At 66.1% G+C, this 23,117-nt stretch carries 15 protein-coding genes and 2 pseudogenes; 3 read left to right on the top strand and 14 right to left on the bottom strand.

What is annotated here, in order from left to right; translation table 11 throughout:
• Positions 1–37 precede the first annotated feature (37 nt).
• Both ACPTTF_RS09165 and ACPTTF_RS09170 read left to right on the top strand, forming a co-directional pair.
• Entirely contained in the window at positions 38–634 is a 597-nt protein-coding gene (locus tag ACPTTF_RS09165) for a 2-hydroxychromene-2-carboxylate isomerase (RefSeq protein WP_423371866.1), read from the top strand.
• Between the two features lie 26 nt (positions 635–660).
• Complete coding sequence (locus ACPTTF_RS09170; protein ID WP_423370985.1) at positions 661–2,307, top strand: AMP-binding protein; 1,647 nt, start codon at positions 661–663, stop codon at positions 2,305–2,307.
• Positions 2,308–2,364: 57 nt separating this feature from the next.
• Here the strand turns inward: ACPTTF_RS09170 and ACPTTF_RS09175 are convergent.
• A pseudogene (locus tag ACPTTF_RS09175) lies at positions 2,365–2,586 on the bottom strand (DUF4148 domain-containing protein); the annotation flags it as partial.
• A 47-nt stretch (positions 2,587–2,633) separates the two neighbouring features.
• Between ACPTTF_RS09175 and ACPTTF_RS09180 the strand changes: the two are divergent.
• Positions 2,634–2,822, top strand: a pseudogene (locus ACPTTF_RS09180) (IS3 family transposase); the annotation flags it as partial.
• Positions 2,823–2,978: 156 nt separating this feature from the next.
• On the opposite strand, the gene ACPTTF_RS09185 reads toward ACPTTF_RS09180, so the two are convergent.
• The 13 genes from ACPTTF_RS09185 to ACPTTF_RS09245 form a co-directional block, all read right to left on the bottom strand.
• Complete coding sequence (locus ACPTTF_RS09185) at positions 2,979–4,469, bottom strand: ISNCY family transposase (protein ID WP_423368572.1); 1,491 nt, start codon at positions 4,467–4,469, stop codon at positions 2,979–2,981.
• 215 nt (positions 4,470–4,684) lie between these two features.
• On the bottom strand, positions 4,685–5,332 hold the full coding sequence (locus ACPTTF_RS09190; protein ID WP_423370986.1) for a glutathione S-transferase family protein: 648 nt from the start codon (positions 5,330–5,332) through the stop codon (positions 4,685–4,687).
• A gap of 110 nt (positions 5,333–5,442) precedes the next feature.
• A complete protein-coding gene (locus ACPTTF_RS09195) occupies positions 5,443–8,604 on the bottom strand; it encodes a multidrug efflux RND transporter permease subunit (RefSeq protein ID WP_423370987.1) in 3,162 nt (1,053 codons plus the stop codon).
• 21 nt (positions 8,605–8,625) lie between these two features.
• Entirely contained in the window at positions 8,626–9,987 is a 1,362-nt protein-coding gene (locus ACPTTF_RS09200) for a TldD/PmbA family protein (protein WP_423370988.1), read from the bottom strand.
• Complete coding sequence (locus tag ACPTTF_RS09205; RefSeq protein WP_423370989.1) at positions 9,987–11,438, bottom strand: TldD/PmbA family protein; 1,452 nt, start codon at positions 11,436–11,438, stop codon at positions 9,987–9,989. Before ACPTTF_RS09205 ends, ACPTTF_RS09200 begins: the two co-directional genes overlap by 1 nt.
• Positions 11,431–13,074, bottom strand: a complete 1,644-nt coding sequence (locus ACPTTF_RS09210; protein WP_423370990.1) for an ABC transporter ATP-binding protein — start codon at positions 13,072–13,074, stop codon at positions 11,431–11,433. The genes ACPTTF_RS09205 and ACPTTF_RS09210 overlap by 8 nt, the downstream gene beginning before the upstream one ends.
• The gene (locus tag ACPTTF_RS09215) at positions 13,074–14,186 is read right to left on the bottom strand and encodes an ABC transporter permease (RefSeq protein ID WP_423370991.1); all 1,113 of its coding nucleotides are present in this window, start codon (positions 14,184–14,186) and stop codon (positions 13,074–13,076) included. Before ACPTTF_RS09215 ends, ACPTTF_RS09210 begins: the two co-directional genes overlap by 1 nt.
• Positions 14,140–15,192, bottom strand: a complete 1,053-nt coding sequence (locus tag ACPTTF_RS09220) for a microcin C ABC transporter permease YejB (RefSeq protein WP_423370992.1) — start codon at positions 15,190–15,192, stop codon at positions 14,140–14,142. The genes ACPTTF_RS09215 and ACPTTF_RS09220 overlap by 47 nt, the downstream gene beginning before the upstream one ends.
• A gap of 13 nt (positions 15,193–15,205) precedes the next feature.
• Positions 15,206–17,059, bottom strand: a complete 1,854-nt coding sequence (locus ACPTTF_RS09225) for an extracellular solute-binding protein (RefSeq protein ID WP_423371867.1) — start codon at positions 17,057–17,059, stop codon at positions 15,206–15,208.
• A 308-nt stretch (positions 17,060–17,367) separates the two neighbouring features.
• On the bottom strand, positions 17,368–20,166 hold the full coding sequence (locus ACPTTF_RS09230) for a TonB-dependent receptor (RefSeq protein WP_423370993.1): 2,799 nt from the start codon (positions 20,164–20,166) through the stop codon (positions 17,368–17,370).
• Positions 20,167–20,515: 349 nt separating this feature from the next.
• Positions 20,516–21,091 carry a helix-turn-helix domain-containing protein gene (locus tag ACPTTF_RS09235; RefSeq protein ID WP_166964533.1) on the bottom strand — a complete coding sequence of 192 codons (576 nt, stop codon included), beginning with the start codon at positions 21,089–21,091 and terminating at the stop codon, positions 20,516–20,518.
• 308 nt (positions 21,092–21,399) lie between these two features.
• Positions 21,400–22,590 carry a tetratricopeptide repeat protein gene (locus tag ACPTTF_RS09240; RefSeq protein ID WP_423370994.1) on the bottom strand — a complete coding sequence of 397 codons (1,191 nt, stop codon included), beginning with the start codon at positions 22,588–22,590 and terminating at the stop codon, positions 21,400–21,402.
• A gap of 16 nt (positions 22,591–22,606) precedes the next feature.
• On the bottom strand, positions 22,607–23,038 hold the full coding sequence (locus ACPTTF_RS09245; RefSeq protein WP_048022780.1) for an ExbD/TolR family protein: 432 nt from the start codon (positions 23,036–23,038) through the stop codon (positions 22,607–22,609).
• Between the last annotated feature and the right edge of the window lie 79 nt (positions 23,039–23,117).

Below are 23,117 nucleotides of genomic sequence, written 5' to 3' on the forward strand. Positions count from 1 at the left end.
ATCCGTCTCGACGGCCCGCAAACCCAAAGGAATCTCAATGAGCAAACGCATCGACTTCTACTTCGACTTCGGCAGCCCGACGGCCTACCTCGCGTGGACCCAGCTTCCCGGCATCGCCGCCGACCATCAGGCGGAGCTTGTCTTCAAGCCGGTTCTGCTGGGCGGCATCCACAAGGCGACGAACAATGCGTCACCGGCAACGATCCCCGCCAAGTCCGCGTGGATGCGCAAGGATCTCGAACGATTCGCGCGCAAGTACGGCGTTCGCTTCGAATACAACCCGTATTTCCCCATCAACACACTCGTACTGATGCGCGGCGCCACCGGCACGCAGATGCGCGACGCAGCGCTGTTCCAGCGATATGTCGACGTGATATTCCGGGCGATGTGGGAAACGCCGCAGAACCTCGGCGACATGGAGACGTTGCAAAAGGTCTTGCGAGACGCCGATCTCGATCCTCGGCTGCTCTACGAGATCTTCCAGGATCAGGCGGTCAAGGACCAGCTGAAAGCGGATACCGAGGCGGCGGTTGCCAGAGGGCTGTTCGGCGCGCCGACGATGTTCGTCGGCGAACACATGTTCTTCGGGCAGGATCGGCTCGACTTCGTGCGCGACGCACTGGCGGCCGATTGAACGAACCCAGTCAGGGGGCAGGCAGCATGGAGAGAATCTGGCAGCGGCAGTACCAGGAAGGTGTTCCTGCGGAAATCGACATCAGCGGTTATCGGTCGGCGGTCGATGTCCTCACTCGGGCCGCCGAAGCGCGCCCCGACGAGACGGCAATGGTCTGTCTGGGCTCGACACTGAGCTATCGGGAGCTGGATACGCTCAGTCGTGCGTTCGCCGGCTACCTGTTGAACGTCGAAGGGCTGCATGCCGGCGACCGTGTCGCGATCATGTTGCCGAACCTGCTTCACTATCCCGTCGTCGTGTTCGGCGCGCTGCGGGCGGGCCTCACGCTCGTGAACCTGAATCCGTTCTATACGGCGCGCGAGGTGCTGTTCAATCTGCAGGATAGCGGCGCAAGCCTGCTCGTCGTGGTGGAATCGGCGCTGGACGTGGTGCCGGCCGACGTCGACGGGCGGCCCTGCCGGATCGTCGTTGCGGCGGCCGGCGAAATGCCGTCGTTTGCGCAGTGGGCGCGGCAAACGGCCATGCCCGCCGCCATCACCGCTCCGCGTCCGGCGCAAGGGGAGCGGTGCCGGTTCCAGGACGCGCTCCTGAAAGGCCGCACCGTGGCCTATCGCGATCCGGTCGTGACACCGGACATGAACGCTTTCTTGCAGTACACGGGTGGCACGACGGGAAAAAACAAGGCGGCCATCCTGTCGCACCGAAACATCATCGCGAACACCCGGATCATGTGCGACTGGTTCGGCGCCGATTTCACGCGCGGTGACGAGTGTCTGGTGACCGTCCTGCCGATCTATCACATCATGGGTCTGGCCGTCGGCTGCTTCTTTTCGGTGGCGATGACACGCAAGAACGTGCTGATCCCGAACCCGCGCGATCTCGAGCATTTCGCGAACGAATTCCGCACCCACCGCTTTACGTTTCTGCTTGGCGTCAACACGTTGTTCAACGCGCTGCTCGAACACGAGCCGTTTCGTGCGCTGGATTTCAGTTGCCTCCGGCAAACGATCGGCGCCGGCGCACAGGTGGAGGCGAGCGTCGCGAGAAGGTGGCTGGAACTGACCGGCTGCCATCTTCTCAGTGCATACGGTTTGACCGAGGCCTCTCCGAGCGTCTGTGCCACGCCGCCTCATGCATTCGCGCGTCGGGATAGCGTCGGCGTGCCGTTCCCGTCGACCGACATCACGCTGCTGGACGAAGAGGGGGATGAGGCACCGATCGGTACGCCGGGCGAAATCACGGTAAAAGGTCCGCAGGTCATGAGCGGCTACTGGAACCGGCCCGAGGAAACCCGCGACACCTTTACCGCCGACGGTTATCTTCGAACTGGCGATATCGGCATGCTCGACAAGGACGGATTCCTGTCGATCGTCGATCGCAAGAAGGACGTCGTGCTGGTGTCCGGATTCAACGTCTACCCGAACGAGATCGAGGCCGTCATCAGCCTGCACGACGCAGTCGTCGAGTGCGCGTGTATCGGCGTTCCGGACGACAAGACGGGCGAAGCGCTCAAGGTGTTCGTGGTGTCGCGGCGGCGCGAACTCACGGCAGACGTTCTGCAGCGATTCGCCCGCGAGCACCTGACCGCCTACAAGGTGCCTCGACAGTTCGAATTTATCGACGCGTTGCCGAAGTCGCCGGTCGGGAAAGTGCTCCGTCGCACGTTGAGGTGAGCGGAAGGGGGCGTACCGGCCGTGCACGGGAAGCCGGTTCCCGTTCGTTTCGCGTCTTCATTTCCGCGTGATGTTCAGCGGCGAATGCGCTTCCGCCTGAAACATGACCTGCTTGCTGCCGGATTCGGCCTGCGCATCAAGTTTGTGCTGGCGCGCAACCTTCGCTTCGGCGACCTGCAGGCTTTCCGCGTAGTAGTAGTCCATCGGGTTGTAACCGGCGTGTTCGAGCTCGACGAGCTCGGCGCGAACCTGCGCGCGCGTCAGCGGCTGGGTTTCCTGCGCGAAAACGACTGCCGGCGCGGCGAGTGCGGTTGCAACGACGAGTGTGCGAAGGCTTCTTTGGACGGCTGAAAACGGAACTGTTTTACTCTCGGGACTGGCAGACCATCAGCACCGACCAATTCATCGAGGTCGTCGACTCGTACATTCGCTGGTACAACGAGAAACGGATCAAGATCTCGCTTGGCTCACTCAGTCCGATTGAGTACCGGGAGAGTCTCGGGCTGACGACATAACGCAGTCCAAGAATTCCGCCGCACCCCCAAAGCGGACATTTCAATCTAGCCACTACAACCAGTGTCATAGCCGGATTCAGATGTCCACCTTCCAGCCATTTAGAGATGTCCGGTTTTAAGGTCGGTTTTGCTGCGTCTCTTTCCTCGCTTTAACCATTACGCAGTGTCGAAGGTCGGTGCCTGAACGGGCAGGGCGCTTGCGTTTGTATCTTCAGCTTTTGCAGACCGACGGCCAGGTTTGTTTGGCGGCTTTGCGGTTTGCCGACGTTGCGCCAGATCCACGATCACATGCTCGACGTCGGCCTGCGTGATCTTGCGTTGCTTCTTCTTGCCCGCTTGGGGTTCGTTTCGGTCGGTCCGGGTTGAGTCGCCGCGATGTGTGCGTGACGGCGCTTTACCGATTCGGCTGTTATCGCGTTGCGCCTGAAGCGCTTGCGCGACCTGCAGCACATGGCTCAAACGCTTGTGCTCGACGACGGCACCCTGATCGATTTCAGCCAAACGATCGTACTGCCGGCAGCGCAGCACGCGATCGTCAGCCCGGAGCTCGATTCGTCCATCCGGGTACTCCCACACCTCAATCTGCCGGTCGATCAGCTTCCGGTTCTCCGACGTGTCGTCCAGCAAGTACATCACCCGGTCGTACTGTACCGTCAGCGACTTCGTCACTTTCCGCGGCTCACGCCACGTCAGCACCAAGTCCAGACTCTCGTTGGCCCGTAGCGTCCGATGCGCATTGAAGTCACTCTTCGGCGGCTTCGCGAAGCGCGCGTTGTAGGCGGCCATGAAGGAGGGCGCGTAAGCGTTGGCGTCGGCCACCGTGTTGATCCCGCGCAATCGCATCTCCTTGACCAATCGGTCTTGCAACGTCAGGTGCGCTCGCTCGACACGCCCCTTGGCCGAGCTGCTGTTCGCGCAGAACGTGTCGATGTTCAGCTCGTACATCGCGCGGCCGAACGGTGTCACGCGATTGCCAGTCTTGCCTGGCTTCACGTTGCGAAACACGCTGGCCTTGTCGCTGTAAAACGCCCCCGGCTTGCCGTGACGTTCGATGTACGCTCGCGTTGCCTCGAAGTAACTGAAGGTCGATTCTGTTTGCGTGAAGTGCAGCATCATCAGCCGGCTCGTCGCGTCGTCCACGTACACCAGCAGCGTGCAGGCCGCCGCGCGTTGCTCGAACCATCGATGGTCGCTGCCGTCGATCTGGATCAGCTCGCCCAGACACGCCCGGCGCGCTCGCGGCTGATAAACCTTCGGCGGACGCTGCCGGCGCGGCACCCATAAACCTGCCTCCGTCATCAGCTTCCTGACCGTCTCCTTGGCCAGCCGAATGCCGTGACATTCCCAGAGCTTCTCGCAGGCCAGTGTCGGTCCGAAATCGGCGTAGCGATCGCGGATGATCGACAGCGCCCGGTCGGCGTCTCCTGGGTCCAGACGGCGGTTGCCGGGCTTCGCGCGGTGTCCCGACACCAAACCCGCCGGACCGTGCTCACGCAGCCGGGCGACCAGTCGGCGAATCTGTCGTGTCGTCAATTCCAGCCGTTCCGCTGCACGCCATGGCTTGAGCTTGCCGTCCGCCACGTCTTGAATGACCTTGAACCTGTCCAGCTCGCGCATCGTCATCGTGATCCGCTCCGTTGCAGCCATCGCAGCCTCCGGCGCCGGACACCCGGCGGCCGGACAGCTTACGTGGCACGAAAGCGGACATTTCTATGTAGCCAAAAGCGGACATTTCAATCTAGCCACTACAACCAGTCATATCGATAATGATGATTATGTCAAATACGATATTTCCCCCCAAAAACCCGCGGCAAGCAGCCCCCAACCGACCGCTGCCGCACTGTTGAACACCCCCGAAACGCTCACGAACCCGGATTCACCCACTCCGTCAGACCTTCGCGCGCATTCAACTCGATAAACGTCGGCATCCCGCGAAGGTGCTGTATATACCTCGCCAGATTCGACCACGTCGTTGCCGGGCGCGGCATGTTGCGCGTCCAGCGCATGAGCATCAGCGCAAGGAAGTCGACCGTACTCAACCGATTGCCGATCAGGTACGAACGACCGTCGGACAGCAAATTATCGAGCTGCGCCATCGACGCCTCGACCTGTCCTTGCGAAAACGCCTTCACCATCTCAGCGCATCGCGGATCGCCATCCGTCTCCGCATAGAACCAGTTTCGCATCGCAGGCAGTACGGAATTGGCCAGATAGATCATCATCTCGAACCACTCGGGACGTTCGGGCGCACCCGGATGGGGAGCCAGGGCCGGCTCCGGATGACGTTCGGCAAGCAGCATCAACAAGGCGGCCGATTCGGTCCGCGGTACGCCGTCGACGACCAGCGTCGGCACGCGGCCGGCCGGATTCAGCCGCAGGTACTCGGCCGTATGCTGCGCACCCGTATCGATATCGACGAGGCGCGTTTCGAACGGCACACCGAGTTCGATCAGCATCCAGTGCACGGCCATGCTTGCCGCGCCGGGCGAGTAATACAGAACGTAGGACATGGTTTGAATCAGTCTCCTTGAGTTGAGTTGACTGCGAGTCGCCTGCGAGCCATCCGCACGACGATCGTATCTGATCAACGCAACGCACGAAAATCAGCCGGCGGGCTGCATCACTCCCCTACCGTCTCCGCCTGACGATCGTCGCGCGTCGTCACCGCTGCACGCCGGCCGCGTCGCCCGGCCGACGCCACGACACGAAAGGCCACCGGCGCGAACACGAGCCCGAACACCGTCGCCGCCAGCACGCCTCCGAACGCGCCCGTGCCGATCGAGCGCCGGCTTTCCGCCCCGGCGCCCGTCGCCAGCACGAGCGGCACGACGCCGAGCAGGAACGCCATCGACGTCATCACGATCGGCCGGAATCGCGCAGCGGCCGCGTCGACCACCGCCTGCCGCAACGACACGCCGTGACCAGCCAGGTCGCGCGCGTACTGCACGATCAGGATCGCGTTCTTCGCCGCCAGCCCGACCACGGTGATCATCCCGACCTTGAAGTACACGTCGTTCGGCATGCCGCGCGCGAGCGCCGCCGCGATCGCGCCGATCATGCCGAGCGGCACGATCGTCAGCACGGACAGCGGAATCGTCCAGCTTTCGTACAGCGCGGCGAGCGCCATGAAGACCGCGAGCACGGACAGCCCGACGAGCAGCGGCGTCTGCCGTGCGGCGACCTGCTCCTCGCGCGCCGCATCGACCCAGTCGAAGCCGATCCCGGCCGGCAGCGCACCGGCAAGCCGCTCCATCTCCGCCATCGCCGCGCCCGAACTCGTACCGGTCGCCGCCCGGCCGCTGATGTCGAGCGACGGATAGCCGTTGTACCGGTTCAGCATCACCGGGCCGATCGTCCAGTGCGGCGCGGCAATGGCCGAGAGCGGAACCATGTCGCCGGTGCGGTTCGGCACGGTCAGCGCCATCAGCTGCGCATCGGTCGCGCGTGCGACCGGATCGGCCTCGATGATCACCCGCCGCATCCGGCCCGACGCCGGAAAGTCGTTGATGTAGTTCGAGCCGAACGTGCCGCCCAGGAGCCCCGCGATCCGCTCGAACGGCACGCCAAGCGCATACGCCTTCGCGCGATCGACATCGAGCTCGATACGCGGCGCGTCCGGCAGGTCTTCGAAGTGCACGGCAGAGAGCAGCGGATCCGCCTTCGCACGTTCGGCCAGCTGCTCGCGAGCCGCCTTCAGCGCGTCGAGCCCGACCCCGCCGCGATCCTCGAGCCGGAACGTGAATCCGTCGGAATGCCCGATGCCGCGCACCGAAGGCGGTAGCGCCGCCTCGACGTCGCCGTCGAGGATCGCGCCGAAACGCCCGTTGAGCCGGTCGCGCAACGCCATCGCGTCGAAGTCGCGCTGCGCCCAGTCCTTGAGTTCCACGAACGCCATCCCGACATTCTGCCCGCTGCCCGCGAAACTCCAGCCGATCACGCTCGTCACGTTCGCAATCGCCGGCTCCGCGTGCAGGATCGCCTCCACCCGCTCGACGACCGCGAGCGTGCGCGCCTGCGTGGCGCCTGCCGGCAACTGGATCATCACCTGCAGTTGCCCCTGGTCCTCGGTGGGCAGGAAGCCGCCGGGCATCATCCAGTACAGCAGCCCGCATGCGATCACGAGCCCCGCATAGACGGCCACGGCCATGCCGGTGCGCCGCACGGCGAACACGGCAACGCGGCGATAACCGGATTCGGCGCGCGCGAAAGCCGCACCGAACCGGTCGGCCAGGCGCGCGCCGATGCCGCGTCGCGTCGCACGCGCGGCTCCGCCGTCGTGTCGCGCGACGGGCTTCAGCAGGTTCGCGCACAGCGCGGGCGTAAGCGACAGCGCCATGAACGACGACACCAGCATCGACGCGATCATCGACACCGCGAACTGCCGGTAGATGCCGCCGACACTGCCCGGGAAAAACGCCATCGGCACGAACACGGCGGTCAGCACCGCGGTCACGCCGACGATCGCCCCGCCGATCCGCTTCATGGCCCGGCGCGTGGCGTCGCGCGGCGACACGCCCTCCTCCATCACGCGATGCACGCTCTCGACGACGACGATCGCATCGTCGACGAGGATGCCGATCGCCAGCACGAGGCCGAACATCGTGAACACGTTGATCGACAGCCCGAACGCCCACATCGCGACGAACGCGCCCATCAGCGTGACCGGGATCACGACGGTCGGCACCAGCGTATAGCGCAGGTCGCGCAGGAACAGCCACATCACGCAGAACACTAGCAGGACGGCCTCGACGAGCGTGAGCACGACTTCGTGGATCGCGATCTTGACGAAATGCGCGCCGTCGAACGGAATCTCGACCGCGACGCCGGGCGGCAGCGTCCGCGACAGCTCGGCGAGCCGCGCGCGGATCGCATTCGACGTTTCGAGCGCATTGCCGCGCGGGCCGAGCTGGATGCCGACCGTCGCGGCCGGCCGGCCGTTCAGCCGCGAATAGAACGAATAGTCGTCGCGGCCGATCTCGACGCGTGCGACGTCGGCGACGCGCACCGCCGAACCGTCCTGCTTCGACTTCAGCACGATCCGGCCGAACTCCTCGGGCGACGTCAGCTGCCCCTTGACCACGACCGTCGCGGTGAGCTGCTGGCCATGCACGAACGGCGCATCGCCGATCGCACCGGCCGTGACCGTCGCATTCTGCGCGCTGATCGCTGCGATCACGTCGTCGGCACCGAGGTCGTATTCACGCAACTTGACCGGATCGAGCCAGACCCGCAGCGCCTCGCCGGCATCCCACAGCTCGGCCGCACCGACACCCGGCGCGCGCTTCAACTCGCGCAGCACGTAGCGGTTCAGGTAATCGCCGAGCTGCGCGGAATCGCGCGTGCCGTCGGTCGACGTCAGCGTGACGAGCATCAGGAACGTGTTCGCTGCCTTGAACACGCCGATCCCCTGCTGGACGACCTGCTGCGGCAGCCGCGGCTCGACCTGCTTCAAGCGATTGTTGACGTCGACGAGCGCGATGTCCGGATCGGTACCGGGCGAAAACGTCACGTCGATCTCGAGGTTGCCGTGACCATCGCTGCTCGTCTCGTAGTACAGCAGCCCGTCGGCGCCGTCGAGGCTTTCCTCGATGATGCTGCCGACGTCGGCATCGACCGTCTCGGTCGACGCGCCCGGATAGGCCGCGGTGATCACGACCCGCGGCGGCGCCAGGCGCGGATACTGCGCGATCGGCAGTTGCGGAATGGCCAGCACGCCCGCAACGACGATCGCGAGCGCGACGATCCAGGCAAAGACGGGACGGTCGATGAAGAATGACGGCATCGGCGAATATCGGCAACCGCGCTACAGCGTGAGTTCGAACGCGCGCGCGAGCAGCCCCGGCAGTTGCGCGCCCCCGGTGGCGCGTTCGCCGTACGTGTCGTCGTTCGCGAGCAGCGTCGGCACCGCGCCGAGCTGCTCGAGCTCCGGCCCGAACAGCCGGTAGAAGCTGTCGTCGAATCGCATCGCGTCGACCGGCGCGACAATGCGCCCGCCTTCGACCCAGAACGTCGCGAAGCGCGTCATCCCCGTCATCCGGCAGGCGATCGGGTCCGAGAAGTTCAAGTACCAGAGGTTGCCGACGTAGAGCCCCGTGTCGAGCGCGGCCAGCACGTCGGCATCCGCGAGCGTGCCGCCCGCGATCGCCAGCGACTGCGGCGATTCGCCGTTGTCCGCGCCGTTCGGCGCTCGCCCGTGCTCGCGCGCGGTGCGTGCGCTCACGAGCTGCCCTTCCCCCCGCCCGCCGACGACGAGCGGCACGCTGTCGCGCCGGTAGCCGTCCGCATTGAACGCCGGTGCGAGGCCCAGCGACAAATCCTCGGTGATCGACACGCGCGGATCGAGCGCGACCTCGCCGGCGTACAGGCGATGCAGCGGGCTGCGGGCGCTCGCCAGCGCGCGCGCCGAAAAGCCGCTCCAGCCAAGCAGGCTCGTCATCTCGTGGACGGCGTCCGGCGCGAAATACGCACGGTAGCGCCCGGGCGCAAGCGCCTTCGGCGTGCGGCCGAGCACGGGCAGCCGCGCGGCGGCCGCCTCGACGCGGGCGGCGAACGCCGCATCGCGCCAGTCGTCCCCCGCATAGACGGTCTTGATCGCCCGTCCGCTCGGGTCGTACAGCGACCAGCTGAAGTTGAAGTTCTCGACCTCGTACCAGCCGCGACTGCCGGTCGACGACGCGAAGCCGCGCGCCAGCGTACCTCCCGCGTAAAAGCCGACGAAGTCGAGCCCGCGCGCGCATTCGGTCACGACGCGCGCGAGCCCGTCCGCATCCGGCAGGCGCCCGGTGCGGCGCGTTTCCTGAACCCACGACGAGGTATCGAACAGCAAGTGCGGATCGTCCGGCGCATCGCGCAGGCCGTCGCGCAGCACGGCCAGCGCGGCCGCCAGTTCAGGCAGGTCGGCGGCCGGATCGCCGCACACTGTCAGCGCCGAGTGCGCTTGCCGCGCCCCGTCGACGAGCCGCACGGACAGTCGCCCCTGCGTGACGCGGCCGGTCTGGCGGATCCTGCCGCCATTGAAGCGGATGAAGTCGGACGTTTCGCCGGAGAAGCCGAGCAGGACGGTTTCGGCCGGCGCCGTCAGCCGTTGTGCCTCGTCGGCGAGCCGGGTGAAATGCGCATGCCAGTCGATGCCGGCGCGGCGTGCCATCGGATCGAATCCCGTCATCACGCCCCTCCGAATACGTCGACGCCGGCGAACACGCAGGCCGGCGCGGCGTGGCCGACACGGATGATCTGCGCGGGTTCGCCCTTCCCGCAGTAAGGCGTGCCGTAGATGCCGAACGTGCCCGCATCGCCTACCGCGCGCAGGCTGCGCCAGAACTGTGCGGAGATGCCGCGGTAGTTCGGGCGCTTGACGACCTGCGTGAGCCGGCCGTTCTCGATCAGTTGCCCGAATTCGCAACCGAACTGGAATTTGTTGCGGCGGTCGTCGATCGACCAGGACGTGTTGGTGCGCATCAGGATCCCATGCTCGGTGCCCGCGATCAGCGCATCGAGCGACTGGTCGCCGGGTTCGACATTCAGGTTAGCCATCCGGTCGATCGGCGCGCGGTTCCAGCTCGACGCGCGCGAGTTGGCCACACCCGGCAGGCCCGCACGCTGCTGTGACAGCGCCCCGCCGAGCAGCCGTTCGAGCACGCCGTTGCGAATCAGGTACTGCTTGCGCGCCGGCATGCCGTCGTCGTCGAACGAGTAGGACGCGGCTTCGGCGGACGGTTCGGGATCGAACGTGACGTTCAGCAGCGGCGAGCCGTACTGATAGTGCCCAACCATCTCCGGCTTGACGAAGCTCGATCCGGCGAAATTGCGTTCATCGCCGAGGATCCGGTCGAGTTCGAGCGGATGGCCGATCGACTCGTGGATCTGCAGCATCATCTGGTCCGGCATCAGCAGCAGGTCGCGCCGGCCGGTCGGGCAGTTCGGCGCGGCGAGCAGTTGCAGCGCCTCGTCGGCGACGCGCGCGCCGGCGCCGTCGAAGCCGTAGCGCGCCAGCACGTCGATGCCGCCCTGCGCCAGCGTGCCCGATTGACCGAGCGAGCGTGTCTGCGTGTCGCCGTCGGCGTGGGCGACCGCGTGCAGTTCGGGCATCAGGAAGCGGAACCGCTGGTCGATCCGGACGCCGTCGCTCGTCAGATAACACTGCTCCGTGTTGACGATCATCACGCTCGCCACACGCTCGACGATGCGCGCGCCAAGGTTCGCCGCCGCGCATTCGTGCGCGAGACGCTCGATCCATTCCGCCCGCGACGGCAGCGCCGCATCGACATCGGGCGACGCATGGGTGCCGCTCGCCTGCGGGCGCGCAGCCTGGCGATGATCGACCAGCGCCCACGGCGCGCTTGCCCGTGCCCGCGCGGTCGCGATGTCGAGCGCCGCCTGCAGCCCGGCCGGGGACAGGTCGGGCGTCGCCGCATAGCCCGCGCCCGTGCCGGCCCAGGCCATCAGCATCGCGCCGCGCTCGCGCGTGCGCGAGAACGGCTGCGCGACGTCGTTACGCACCGCATGTTCGTCGATCGTCTCGTCGACGATGCGTAGCGACCAGAAATCGGCGTCACTGCGCAACGCCTGCGCCGCCTGTACGGCTCGGGCGCCCGGCGCCCGGTTCTCGTCAATCATCGGTTCTCTCTTGCCTCTCCTGCGCGGCGCGCTCCGGCGCCAGCAGGGACGACGCGAGCAGCGCCCGCGTGTAAGGATGGGATGGCGCGTGCAGCACGTCGAGCGTCTCGCCCTCCTCCACCACGCGCCCCGCCTTCATCACGACGACCCGGTGAGCCATCGCGCGCATCACCGCCAGATCGTGCGTGATGAACAGGTAGCTGAGTTTGTACTTCTTTTGCAGATTCGTCAGCAGATTCAATACCTGCTTCTGGATCGACACGTCGAGCGCGCTCGTCGGCTCGTCGAGCACCAGCAGTTCCGGCTCCACCGCCAGCGCCCGCGCGATCGCGATCCGCTGCCGCTGCCCGCCGGAAAACTCGTGCGGATAGCGCAGCATCGCCTCGGCCGGCAGGCCGACCTCCTGCAGCAGCGCGGCGATCCGCGCCCGCCGTGCGTCGCCGGCCACCTGCGGCCGGTGTACGCCCAGCCCTTCGCCGACGATCTGCTCGACCGTCATGCGCGGCGACAGCGAGCCGAACGGATCCTGGAACACCACCTGCATGCGCCCGTACAGCGTGCGCCGGCCCTGCGTCGTACGCAGCGACGCCAGCGGCATGCCGTCGATCTCGATCCCGCCCGACGCCGGCCGCTGCAGGCCGAGCACCGCCGCCGCGAGCGTCGATTTCCCCGAGCCCGACTCGCCGACGATCCCGAGCGTTTCGCCGCGCTTCAGGCTCAACTGCACGTCGTGCACGGCGCGGAACGTCGCCTTGCCCAGCACCGAGCGCCAGCCCTTCGCCGTCATGCGGTAGTCGACGGCGAGGTGCCGTACGTCGAGGATCGTCTGCGCGCCGGCGGCGACCGGCTCGAGCGCCCGTTGCGGCGCACTGTCGAGCAGCCGGCGCGTATACGGATGCTGCGGCGCCGCGAACAGTGCGGCGGTCGTGTTGGTCTCCACCAGCACGCCCTTCTCCATCACGGCCACACGCTGCGCGAAGCGCCGCACGAGGTTCAGGTCGTGCGTGATCAGCAGCACGGCCATCCCGCGCGCGGCGGCCTCCCGCTCCTGCAAGTCGATCAGCAGGTCGACGATCTGCTGGCGCACCGTCACGTCGAGCGCCGTCGTCGGCTCGTCGGCGAGCAGCAGCCGCGGCCGGCATGCCAGCGCCATCGCGATCATCGCGCGTTGCCGCTGCCCGCCCGACAGCTGATGCGGAAAACTGTCGATGCGGCGCTCCGGCTCGGGAATCCCGGTGCGCCGCAGTAGCGCGATCCCGCGCTCGCGCGCGTCGCCCGGGCGCAGCCCCTCGTGCAGCCGCAGGCTCTCGGCGATCTGCTTGCCAATCGTATACAGCGGATTGAGCGCCGTCATCGGCTCCTGGAACACCATCGCGATATCGGCGCCGCGGATCCCGCGCATCTGCTGCTCGGTCTTCGCGAGCAGATCCTCGCCGTCGAACAGCATCCGCCCCGACAGCGTCGCCTGCTGCGCGAGCCGCAGGATCGACAGCGCGGTCACGCTCTTGCCCGACCCCGACTCGCCGACGAGCGCCACGCGCTCGCCGCGGCCGATCGACAGGCTCAGGTCCTGGACGGCCGCGTTCGCGCCGAAATGCGCGGAAAACCCGTCGATCTGCAGCAACGGTCTCGTCATCATCGCCCTCCGCCGAATGCCGAACCGCGCGTGCGCGTGTCGAGCGCGTTGCGCAGCGCATCGCCCATGAAGGTGAGCAACAGCAGCGTCACCACCAGCGCCGCGAACGCCGCGATCGAGATCCACCACGCATCGAGATTGTTCTTGCCCTCCTGCAGCAGCTCGCCGAGGCTCGGCGTCGGCGGCGGCACGCCGAGGCCCAGGAAATCGAGGCTCGTCAGCGACAGGATCGCCGCGCTCATCCGGAACGGCAGGAACGTGATCACCGGCGTGAGGCTGTTCGGCAGCACGTGGCGCCACATGATCTGCGCGTTCGTCAGCCCCATCGTGCGCGCCGCTTTCACGTAATCGAGCGCGCGGTTGCGCAGGAATTCGGCACGTACGTAGTCGGACAGCACGAGCCAGCCGAACATCGACAGCAGGATGAACAGCAGCCACAGCGACGGCGTGAAGATCGACGCGAAGATGATCAGCAGGTACAGGTCCGGCAGCGCGCTCCAGATCTCGATCAGGCGCTGCCCGACCAGGTCGGTGCGGCCGCCGTAGAAACCTTGCAGCGCGCCGGTCAGCACGCCGACCAGCACGCCCGATACCGTCAGGGCAAACGCCATCAGCACCGACAGCCGGAACCCGTACAGCAGCCGCGCCAGCACGTCGCGCCCGAACTGGTCGGTGCCGAGCCAGTTGCTGGCCGACGGCGGCGCCGGATACGGCCGCGACGCGAAATAGTCGATCGTGTCGTAGCGATAGCGGTTCGGCGGATAAATCGAGAAATTGCCGTGCGACTCGAGTTTCGTGCGGATGTACGGGTCGAGATAGTTCGTCATCGCGGGAAAATCGCCGCCGAACGCAGTCTCCGGATAGTCCTTCACGATCGGGAAGTAATAGTGCCCGTCGTAACGCACGATCAGCGGCCGGTCGTTCGACAGGACATTCGCGCCCAGGCTGAGCACGAACAGCACCATGAAGATCACGAGGCTCCAGTAGCCGAGCGGCTGCGCGCGAAAGCGCAACCACGTACGCCGCCACGGTGACGGCGACGCGGCGCACGCGGCGCATGCCTGGTCAGTGGTCCAGGCGGTTGAACTGGATACGGGGGTCGACGAGGACATAGCAGATATCCGCGATGAGTTTGGTCAGCAGGCCGATCAACGTGAACAGGAACAGCGAGCCGAGTACGACCGGATAGTCGCGGCGGATCACCGAGTCGTACGACAGTTGCCCCATGCCGTCGAGCGAGAACAGCGTCTCGATCAGCAGGTTGCCGTTCAGGAACGCGCCGACGAACGCGGCCGGCAGCCCGGTGAGCAACGGGATCGCCGCATTGCGCAGCACGTGCTTCCAAAGCACGTCGCGCTCGGGCGCGCCCTTCGCGCGTGCGGTCAGCACGTACTGCCGGCCGATTTCGTCGAGGAACGTGTTCTTGGTCAGGATCGTGACGATCGCGAAGTTGCCGATGACCGACGCCGTCACCGGCATCACGATGTGCCACAGATAGTCGAGCGCCTTGGCCGTCAGCGTCAGGTCGTCGAAGTTGTCGGACGTGAGCCCGCGCATCGGGAACACCTGCCAGAACGTGCCGCCGCCGAACAGCATCAGCAGCAGCACGCCGAGCACGAAGCCCGGCACCGCGTAGCCGGCCAGCACCAGCACGCTCGTCACGGTGTCGAACCGCGACCCGTTGCGCACCGCCTTCGCGATGCCGAGCGGCACCGACACCAGGTACGTGAGGATCACCGTCCACATCCCGAGCGTGATCGACACCGGCAGCTTCGAGCGAATGACCGCCCACACGCTGCGGTGCGCGAAATACGACTGGCCGAGATCGAACGTCGCATAGCTCTTCAGCATCAGCACGTAGCGTTCGAGCGGCGGCTTGTCGAAGCCGAACTGCTTGCGGATCTGCTCGATCTGCTGCGGGTCGACGCCCTGGCTACCGTGGTAGCCGCCGCCTGCGCCCCCCGCCTCCCCGCCGCGCGCACTGCCGTGGCGCAACTGCGCGAGCACCTGTTCGACCGGGCCGCCCGGCACGAACTGCGTGACCGCGAACGTGATCGTCACCACCCCGATCAGCGTCGGGATCATCAGCAGCAATCGCCTGAGTATGTATGCCAGCATCGTCGTTCCCCCGTCAGGCCGCCGGCGCGGGCTTCGCCGCCGGCTGCTTCACGTACCAGTAGTCGATGATCCAGTCCTCGTATTGATAGGAGTCCGGCACGATCGCCGGATGGCCGAGCGCCGCCTTGTACGCGATCCGTGCATTCGGCAGGTAGTACTGCGGAATCAGCGCGTACAGGTTGATCAGCACGCGGTCGAGCGCATGCGTGGCCGTCTCGAGATCGTCGAGCGTGTCGGCCGCGAGCGCCGCGCGGATCAGCGCATCGACGGCCTGCGACTTCACGCCCGGATAGTTCTCGGAGCCCGGCTGGGACGCGGCCGCGCTGCCGAAGCGGCGCGTCAGCTCCGCCCCGGGGATCGTCACCGGCAGGTAGATGTACGTCGTCATGTCGTACTCGAAGTTGTCGAGGCGCTTCAGGTAGACCGCGCTGTCGATCTCCCGCAGGTACGCGTGGATGCCGAGCATCGCGAGCGCCTGCGTGTACGGCAGGATCAGGCGGTCCATGCCGGGCTGGTCGTCGATGATCTCGATCGTCATCGCCGTGCCGTTCGCGTCGCGCAGCGCGCCGTCGCGGTAATGCCAGCCGGCCTGCGCGAGCAGGTCGCGCGCTTGCTTCAGGTTCGCACGCAGCGAATCGGGCGGCAGCGTCGACGGCTGCTGGACCATCGGGCCGAACACCTCGGGCGGCAACGTCGAGCGGAACGGTTCGAGCAGCGCAAGCTCCTTCTCGCTCGGCGTGCCGGTTGCCGCGAACGGGCTCGCCTCCCAGAAGCTGTTGGTACGGCGGTATTGCCCGTAAAACATCATCCGGCTCATCCAGTCGAAGTCGAACGCCAGCGCGAGCGCATGCCGCACCCGCACGTCCTGGAACATCGGCTTGCGCATGTTCATCAGGAAACCCTGCATCTGCGCGGGGCCGTCGGGAAACTCGCCGCGCTTGAGCATGCCGTTGCGGAAATTCTTGCCGACGTATTTGCGCGCCCACTGCGTCGCGCTGTATTCCATGCGCGCGTCGATGTCGCCGGCCTTGAATGCCTCGAGCGCCGTGTACTGATCCAGGTACAGCTTGAACGACACGTGCGCGAAGCGGAACATGCCGCGCCGTGACGGCAGGTTCGCCGCCCAGTAGTGCGGGTCGCGCACGTAGCTGATCTGCTTGTCGTTCTTGCGCTGGTCGATCAGGTACGCGCCGCTCGCGATCGGCGGCACGTTCGCGATCTGGTCGAACGGCGGTCGCGTGCCGTCCGCACGCTGCCCCCATTTCGGCGAGAACACCGGCAGGTCGCCCGCGATCAGCGCGGCGTCGCGCTCCGCGTGCTTGAACTCGAAGCGCACCGTGTGGCCGTCGACGGCCACCGCGCGCTTGATGATCGAGAACTGCGCGTTGTACAGCGGCGAGGCCTGCGGGCTCGTCAGCGTGTCGAACGAATATTTGACGTCGGCCGCGGTGATCGGGTCGCCGTTCGAAAAGCGTGCGGCCGGATTGAGGTGGAACGTCGCGGACAGCCCGTCGGGCGCGACGTCGACGTCGTCGGCGATCAGCGCGTATTCGGATGCGAGCTCGTCCCAGCTGCGCTGCATCAGCGTGTCGAACATCAGGTTCTTGATGTCCGGTGCGGGCGAGCCGCGCACGAGGAACGGGTTCAGCGAGTCGTAGCTTTGCGTTTCGTCGTAGTTTTCGAAATTGAGCGTGCCGCTGTCCGGCGCATCCGCATTCGCGTAGTCGAAATGCGTGAAGCCCGGTGGATATTTCGGATGATCGTATTGCGAGATCGCCGGCACGGCGAGCGCGGCCTGCGGCATGACGCCGCCCGACACGAGCCACGCGGCGCACGCGAGCAGCGCGGCGCGCGTGGCGGCGCGCATCCGCGCGTGCGTGCGCTTCAGGTGCGAGTGGCGCGGCACGCGTGCCCGTCGCCCATTCAACAGTCTCATGGTCAGTCTGTCCGGAAACGTGCGGGCGCGATGCCTGCGCACGGTCGATGCCTGTGCCGGACGCCGCATACCGGCCGCGTCCCGCGAATGGTTCGTGCTGTACTCGATCGGATCAACTGCGCCGCCGCGCGTCCCGGTTGCGGGCCGTCGTGGCGCCAGGCGAAAAAAGGCCGCTCCAAAAGGGGGGTAGTGGACGTGGAGCGGCCGGTCTAAAGCCTGTCAGTGCATCGCGATCGCCATCAGAACTTGTACGTCGCGCCGATCTGCGCGAACCGGCCGATGTACGAATACACCGACGTGTCGTACCCGCTCTGGTCCAGCGTGCCGTTCGCGAATTCCGGGTCGTACGGCGGCGTGCGGTTGAAGAGGTTGTTGATGCCGCCGTAGATCGTCCAGTTCTTGAAACCCGTGTACGTCATCATCAGGTTGAACTGGCTGTACGACCCGACCTTCGACGGGGCGGGTGCGGGCATCAGGTTCTGCGCGTACGGGCCCGTGAATTCCCACGTCAGCGCCGCGTCGAACTTCCGGTAGTTCCAGTCCAGCGTCGTGTTGCCGCGCCAGCGCGGGAAGCTGCCGCCGAACGGCTGCGTGATCGTGTAGTTGTTGCCCGCGCCGTTCACCGGTGTGCCACCCGGGAAGCCGATCTTGTAGCTGTTGATGTACGCCCAGTCACCCGACAGCGTGACCGTGCCCCAGCCCTTGAGCGGCAGCCCCTGGCGGAACGTGCCTTCGAAGCCGTTCGTGTCGAGGTAGCCGAGGTTCTGGTACGGGATCACCTTGTACAGTAGCTGGCCCGTCGTCGGATCGGTCACGACCTGCGACGGCGCACCCTGGCCAATCACGTTGTCGATGCGGATCTTGTACCAGTCGAAGCCGAGATCCGTGTACCTGCTCGGCGACACCTGGAAGCCGATGTTGAAGTTACGCGTGCGTTCCGGCGCGAGGTTCGGGTTGCCGACGGTGATCGACGTATAGTTCTGGCCGGTGGCCGGGTCGATCTGGATGCCGAGCGTCTGTGATTTGCTGTCCTCGACGAAGGTCGGCGCGCGGAACCCGCGGTTGTACGACGTATACAGCGTGAGCGCCTTGATCGGCTGGTAACGCAACGCGAAGCGCGGCGAGAAGGCGCCGCCCACGTCCGTGTAGTGGTCGTAGCGGCCCGCCTGGCTGAACGTCAGGTTCTCGAGGATCGGCACGTTGATCTGGTAATACACGGCCGCGACGTTGCGCTGGCCGTTCACCGTCTCGAGGTCCGGCGTGATGACCGCCCCGCTCAGGTATTCGGAGCCCGGCGTCAGCACTTCGCTCTGGTGCGTGAACTGCGCGCCGAAGCCGATACCGACGTCGCCGGCCGGCAGATGGAACAGGTTAGGCGTCGACAGCGTCGCGTCGATCGTGTCGAGCTTCGAGATGCCGAAGTTGTTCGCTTCCTGGTACAGCCCGTTGAACGCGTTCGGCGTCGCCGCGGGGTTCGCAAAGTTAAGCGTGCCGTTCTGGTAGATGTTGTTCAGCGCATTGACGTTCAGCTGGTTCGTGAACACGTTCGACACCGTGCTCTGCGAATGGCTGACCGACGTCGCCCAGTCCCAGTCGCCGTACGGCAACGTGAACGACCCCTTGATGCCGGCGGCCGCACGCCAGTAGTTCGCCCAGGTCTTCTGCGCGACCGTGTTCGGGAACGCGTAGGTGAGCGGCGTGGCCGCGCCTGTCGTGTTGTACGGGTTGCTGACCGGTACCGTGAAGTTGAACGGCGACAGCAGCTTCGTCTGCGGATTCCAGACGAGCGCCGGGTTCTGCGAGTTGCCGATCACGTTGTTCCACAAGCCGTCGTTGGTCGTGGTCGTGTTGTAGCTCTCGAGGAAATCCGCGAACGCGGTCGTCTTGTCGTCGATCTTGAAGTCCGCATGGAGCTTCGCGTTCAGGCGCTCCGTCATCGGCAGGATCGACGTGCTTTCAGCGGTGTTGTACCCGCAGACCGTGCCCTGCGACCCGGCCGACAGCGAATTCGACACGGCCGGATGCACCGAGCCGCCGAACGGGCAGCCCCCGTTCAGCGCCTGCGCGACACCGCCGGGCATGTTCCAGTACGACGGCGCGAGCAGCGAGAACCCGCCCGGCTTGCCCGTGAAGTCCTGGTTGCGCGTCGAATCGCGGTCGGCCAGCGTGAAGCCGTTCGACTTGTAGTAGCTCATCGCGGCCGTCACGTTGAAGCGGTCGGCGTTCAGGTCGCCGAAGCCGCCGAGCACGCCGAACTTCACCGTGCCGTCGCCGTTACCGGCGTTGATCGCGCTGCCAAGGCTGCCGTCGAGCTGCAGGCCACGGAAATCGTGTTTCGTGATGATGTTGACGACACCGCCGATCGCGTCCGAACCGTACTGCGACACGGCGCCCGTCTTCACGATTTCGATCCGCTCGATGTCGTTGAGCGGGATCGTGTTGAGGTCGAAGAACGAGTCGACGCTGTTCGAAAAGAATGCGTACGGTGCGACGCGCTGGCCGTCGACCATCACGAGCGTGTACTTCTCGGACAGGCCGCGCAGCGCGATGCCGGCCGCGCCAGCCGCGAAGTTGCCCGATTGCCCTTCGCCCCAGCTGTTCGCCGAGTTGGCCGCCGCGTCACGCAGGAAGTCGGTGACGGTCACCGCGCCGCTGGCCTGGATTTCCTTCGGCGTGATCGTCTGCACCTGCTGGAAACCGGTCTTGTCGGCCTGCCGGATCAGCGAACCCGTCACTTCGAAGCGCTTGATCTGCGCGACCTTGCCTTGCCCGTTCGCACCGGGTACAGCGGGCGTGGCCTCGGTTGCCGCGCCCGCTGCCGCATCGGGCGCCGCGGCGCCCGTGGCAGCGGCGGCGCCCGGCGTGCCACCCGCCTGTGCAACGGTCACGGGCGCGCCGTTCGCGACCGCATCGGCGACCGCGACGGCGCCCGGCGCCGGCTGGCTCTGGGCAAACGCCGGCGGCGCCAGGACTGCCGTCAGCGCCAGTTCCGCCCAGACTATCCTCTTGATGGCCAACGCCAAAACTCTCTGCTTCATCTTGTTCCCTCTCGCTCGTAGTAAGACCCCACCTGCTGTGCGCCGGAACCTTGTGAATTCCTTGCGCGTCCTGGGTGCCCGTGTGCCGGAACCCGCGATTGCCATGCTTTCGACTGCCACGACTCGAACGGATCGGCTTCGGGGCACCAGCACCTTTCAGCATCACCGTCGTTTTCTATTTTTGATTCGTCATGCTAACCACCTACATTGAGCGCCTTGCCTGCTTCCTGCCGATTCGACGGACAGCCGCGATGCACACGGCGAGCCTCTGCACGCGCCGTACTGCGCACACTCCGCTACCGATCGGGTACTTCTCCTTCGTGGCGGCCTGCCGCGCCGGTCGCCTTTGCTAGAACAGCCTGGGCGTGCCGACCCAGACGATCACCGCCTCTTCGTCGGCCGTGTTGCGCCACGCATGCGGCATCGTCGATTCGTAATGCGCGGTGTCGCCCTCGTTCAGCGTGAACGTGCAATCCTCGAGCGTCAGCGCCACCTGCCCGCGCAACACGTAGACGAACTCCTCGCCCGCATGCGTCGTCACCTCGGACGACAACTGGCCCGCCGGCATCCTGACGAGAATCGCGTCGAGCTTGCGGCCGTCCACCAGATTCGTCAGCCGGGCGAACCGGCTGGCCGAGTTCGTGAACTGGAAATACTGCAGCGCATCGCCGCGGCATACCGAGCGCGCTTCCGTCGGCGTGTCGATGAAGTACTGCATCGTCACGCCCAGCGCCTTCGCGATCCGGACCAGCGACGTGATCGACGGCGTCGCCCGCCCGCGCTCGACCTGCGACAGGAACGGCTTCGAAATGCCGGCGATCGTGGACGTTTCGTCGAGCGTGAGCTTCAGGCGCTGGCGCAGCGCCCGGATCTTGTTGCCTAGCGACACGGCGACGAGCACCGACTCATCAGGGGGCAAAGCCATGGAAAGACGGACCCTCGCAGTCGAATTCGGTTTGATGTCGTCAAGCGTCGACCGATGCCGTGACGCGACCGGCCCGGCGCGATACCCGGCTGCACGCCGTCGCGGCATGCACGCCACGCGTGGTGCGGCACGGCACCTGCGTCGCGCGGCCACGCAGCCCTCGCACATTTCATTCGGTTTACTAATCAACAAGGTTGCCCCTTTCCATCGGCTGACCTGCCAGTCGTGCATCGGTGCTATCGCGGCGGCACCTCGTTTGCCGATCGCATCCGCTCCCGCACCGTGCGCCGTCGTACCCTTGCGTTGCGTTACCGGGATGCCACCACCGTCCAGAGCCGTGCGAGGTCACCGGAACCGTCGGTACCCTTGACCGTGCGCAGTACCTGGACCGCCCGCGCCTTCTGGCCGGCCACGTAATACGCCTCGCCGAGCCGCAGTCGCGCCGCATCGGGATGCTCGAGCCCGCCTTTCGCAATCGCCTGCTCCATCATCGGCAGCCCCTGCTGCGCATTGCCTGCGAAGACGAGGTTCATACCCGCGTCGATCGGCGCAGACGGCGTTGCGGCGTCGCCGCCCGATTGCGCGCGCTTTGCTGCCAGCGTCTGCAGCCGCTTCTCGCGATCCGCCTGCGCGTCCTTGCCGAGTACGCCGGACGCGAACCCCTGGTCGATCACCTGCTTGCCTTCGGCGGGCGACCCCGCAACCAGCGCGAGCTGCGTCATCTCCATGTACGCGTTGGCTGTCGCGAGCGAGCCTGTCGCCCGGCGCAACCGGTAGATGTCGAGGTCGAGCGACGGCAGATAGCCGGGGTTGCCGCGAATGGCCGTGACCATTTCGTCCCAGTACGCGGGGCTCGGGTGGTAGGCCACCAGCAGCCCGAGCGCGCTGCGATACGCGTTGCCGTCCTTCACCTTCTGAGCACAGGTCGCAAGCATCTGCAACTGCCCTTCATCCGGCGCGTGCCCGCCATTCGCCTGCGCGTCGGTGCTCGCTTTCAACTGGCTCACGAGCGGCGCGCAATCGTTTGACAGGTAGTACGACTGCGTGAGCAGCGTGCGCATTTCCGGATCGGATCCCCCTGCCTTCAGGTAGCGCTGGGCAATCCGGATCGCCAGCGGGTAGTTCTTCTGCTGGAAGTAGATGCCGGCCAGCGCCGCCGTCGTCCGCTGCTCGTCCTCGCCCGACAGCCGCCCCGAGTTCAGCACCGCCTCGTAGGCCTGCGCGGCCGTACCCGGGTCGCCGGCCGCCATCGCGGCCGCGCCGCGCATCTCCTCCACCATGTAGGTTTCGTACGGCGTCCGGTTCGGCACGGCGGCCGCCTGGGCGATCTTGCCGAGCGCGTCGCGGTACTTGTGCGCGCGATACAGCTCCTGAGCGGCCGCCAACGGTTTCGCCACGTCCGGCCGCAGCGCGTCCGCCGACAACGCCGGGCGTCCGAGCAAGCCTGCCGCGCCGAGCGCCGCCACCGCCATCATCCGTTTCCATCGTCGCTGGTTCATCGGCTCGTCCGTGTCGTCATTGCATGAACTGTTCGTTACCGATCAGGCCGATCTTGGTCGCGCCCACGCGTTGCGCGGACGCGAGCACGGCGGCCACGTCCTTGTACGGCACCAGCTTGTTGGGGCGCAGGTGGATTTCCGCCTGCACGGGTTCCGCCGCCACCTGGGTCAGTTTCGCCTCGAGCGCCGTACGGTCCGGCACCGGTGCACCGTTCCACGTCGTCGTGCCGTCGAAGTCGATGTCGATCTGCACGATTTCCGGCGGCGTGGCCGGCGGTGGCGGATTGCCCACCGGCAGGTCCATCTTCACCGAATGCATCTGAATCGGGATCGTGATGATCAGCATGATCAGCAACACCAGCATCACGTCGATCAGCGGCGTGGTGTTGATATCGACCATCACTTCCGGTTCGGCATTGCTCCCGCCCGAAGGCACATTCATTCCCATCGTCGACTCCTGTCGACCAGCGTTAGTGCTTTAGCACTTACGCTGGTCCCATGCTTCGCGGTCGATCAGCGTTAGCACT

The organism is Burkholderia crassaminum (genome assembly GCF_964265005.1).
In the GTDB taxonomy this organism is placed as follows: domain Bacteria; phylum Pseudomonadota; class Gammaproteobacteria; order Burkholderiales; family Burkholderiaceae; genus Burkholderia.

What these genes read in the sequence shown, in the direction of transcription:
- ACPTTF_RS09165 (WP_423371866.1), top strand. Translation starts at nt 38, where the DNA reads ATGAGCAAACGCATCGACTTCTACTTCGACTTCGGCAGCCCGACGGCC.
- ACPTTF_RS09170 (WP_423370985.1), top strand. Translation starts at nt 661, where the DNA reads ATGGAGAGAATCTGGCAGCGGCAGTACCAGGAAGGTGTTCCTGCGGAA.
- ACPTTF_RS09185 (WP_423368572.1), bottom strand. Translation starts at nt 4,469, where the DNA reads ATGGCTGCAACGGAGCGGATCACGATGACGATGCGCGAGCTGGACAGG.
- ACPTTF_RS09190 (WP_423370986.1), bottom strand. Translation starts at nt 5,332, where the DNA reads ATGTCCTACGTTCTGTATTACTCGCCCGGCGCGGCAAGCATGGCCGTG.
- ACPTTF_RS09195 (WP_423370987.1), bottom strand. Translation starts at nt 8,604, where the DNA reads ATGCCGTCATTCTTCATCGACCGTCCCGTCTTTGCCTGGATCGTCGCG.
- ACPTTF_RS09200 (WP_423370988.1), bottom strand. Translation starts at nt 9,987, where the DNA reads ATGACGGGATTCGATCCGATGGCACGCCGCGCCGGCATCGACTGGCAT.
- ACPTTF_RS09205 (WP_423370989.1), bottom strand. Translation starts at nt 11,438, where the DNA reads ATGATTGACGAGAACCGGGCGCCGGGCGCCCGAGCCGTACAGGCGGCG.
- ACPTTF_RS09210 (WP_423370990.1), bottom strand. Translation starts at nt 13,074, where the DNA reads ATGACGAGACCGTTGCTGCAGATCGACGGGTTTTCCGCGCATTTCGGC.
- ACPTTF_RS09215 (WP_423370991.1), bottom strand. Translation starts at nt 14,186, where the DNA reads ATGTCCTCGTCGACCCCCGTATCCAGTTCAACCGCCTGGACCACTGAC.
- ACPTTF_RS09220 (WP_423370992.1), bottom strand. Translation starts at nt 15,192, where the DNA reads ATGCTGGCATACATACTCAGGCGATTGCTGCTGATGATCCCGACGCTG.
- ACPTTF_RS09225 (WP_423371867.1), bottom strand. Translation starts at nt 17,059, where the DNA reads ATGCGCGCCGCCACGCGCGCCGCGCTGCTCGCGTGCGCCGCGTGGCTC.
- ACPTTF_RS09230 (WP_423370993.1), bottom strand. Translation starts at nt 20,166, where the DNA reads ATGAAGCAGAGAGTTTTGGCGTTGGCCATCAAGAGGATAGTCTGGGCG.
- ACPTTF_RS09235 (WP_166964533.1), bottom strand. Translation starts at nt 21,091, where the DNA reads ATGGCTTTGCCCCCTGATGAGTCGGTGCTCGTCGCCGTGTCGCTAGGC.
- ACPTTF_RS09240 (WP_423370994.1), bottom strand. Translation starts at nt 22,590, where the DNA reads ATGAACCAGCGACGATGGAAACGGATGATGGCGGTGGCGGCGCTCGGC.
- ACPTTF_RS09245 (WP_048022780.1), bottom strand. Translation starts at nt 23,038, where the DNA reads ATGGGAATGAATGTGCCTTCGGGCGGGAGCAATGCCGAACCGGAAGTG.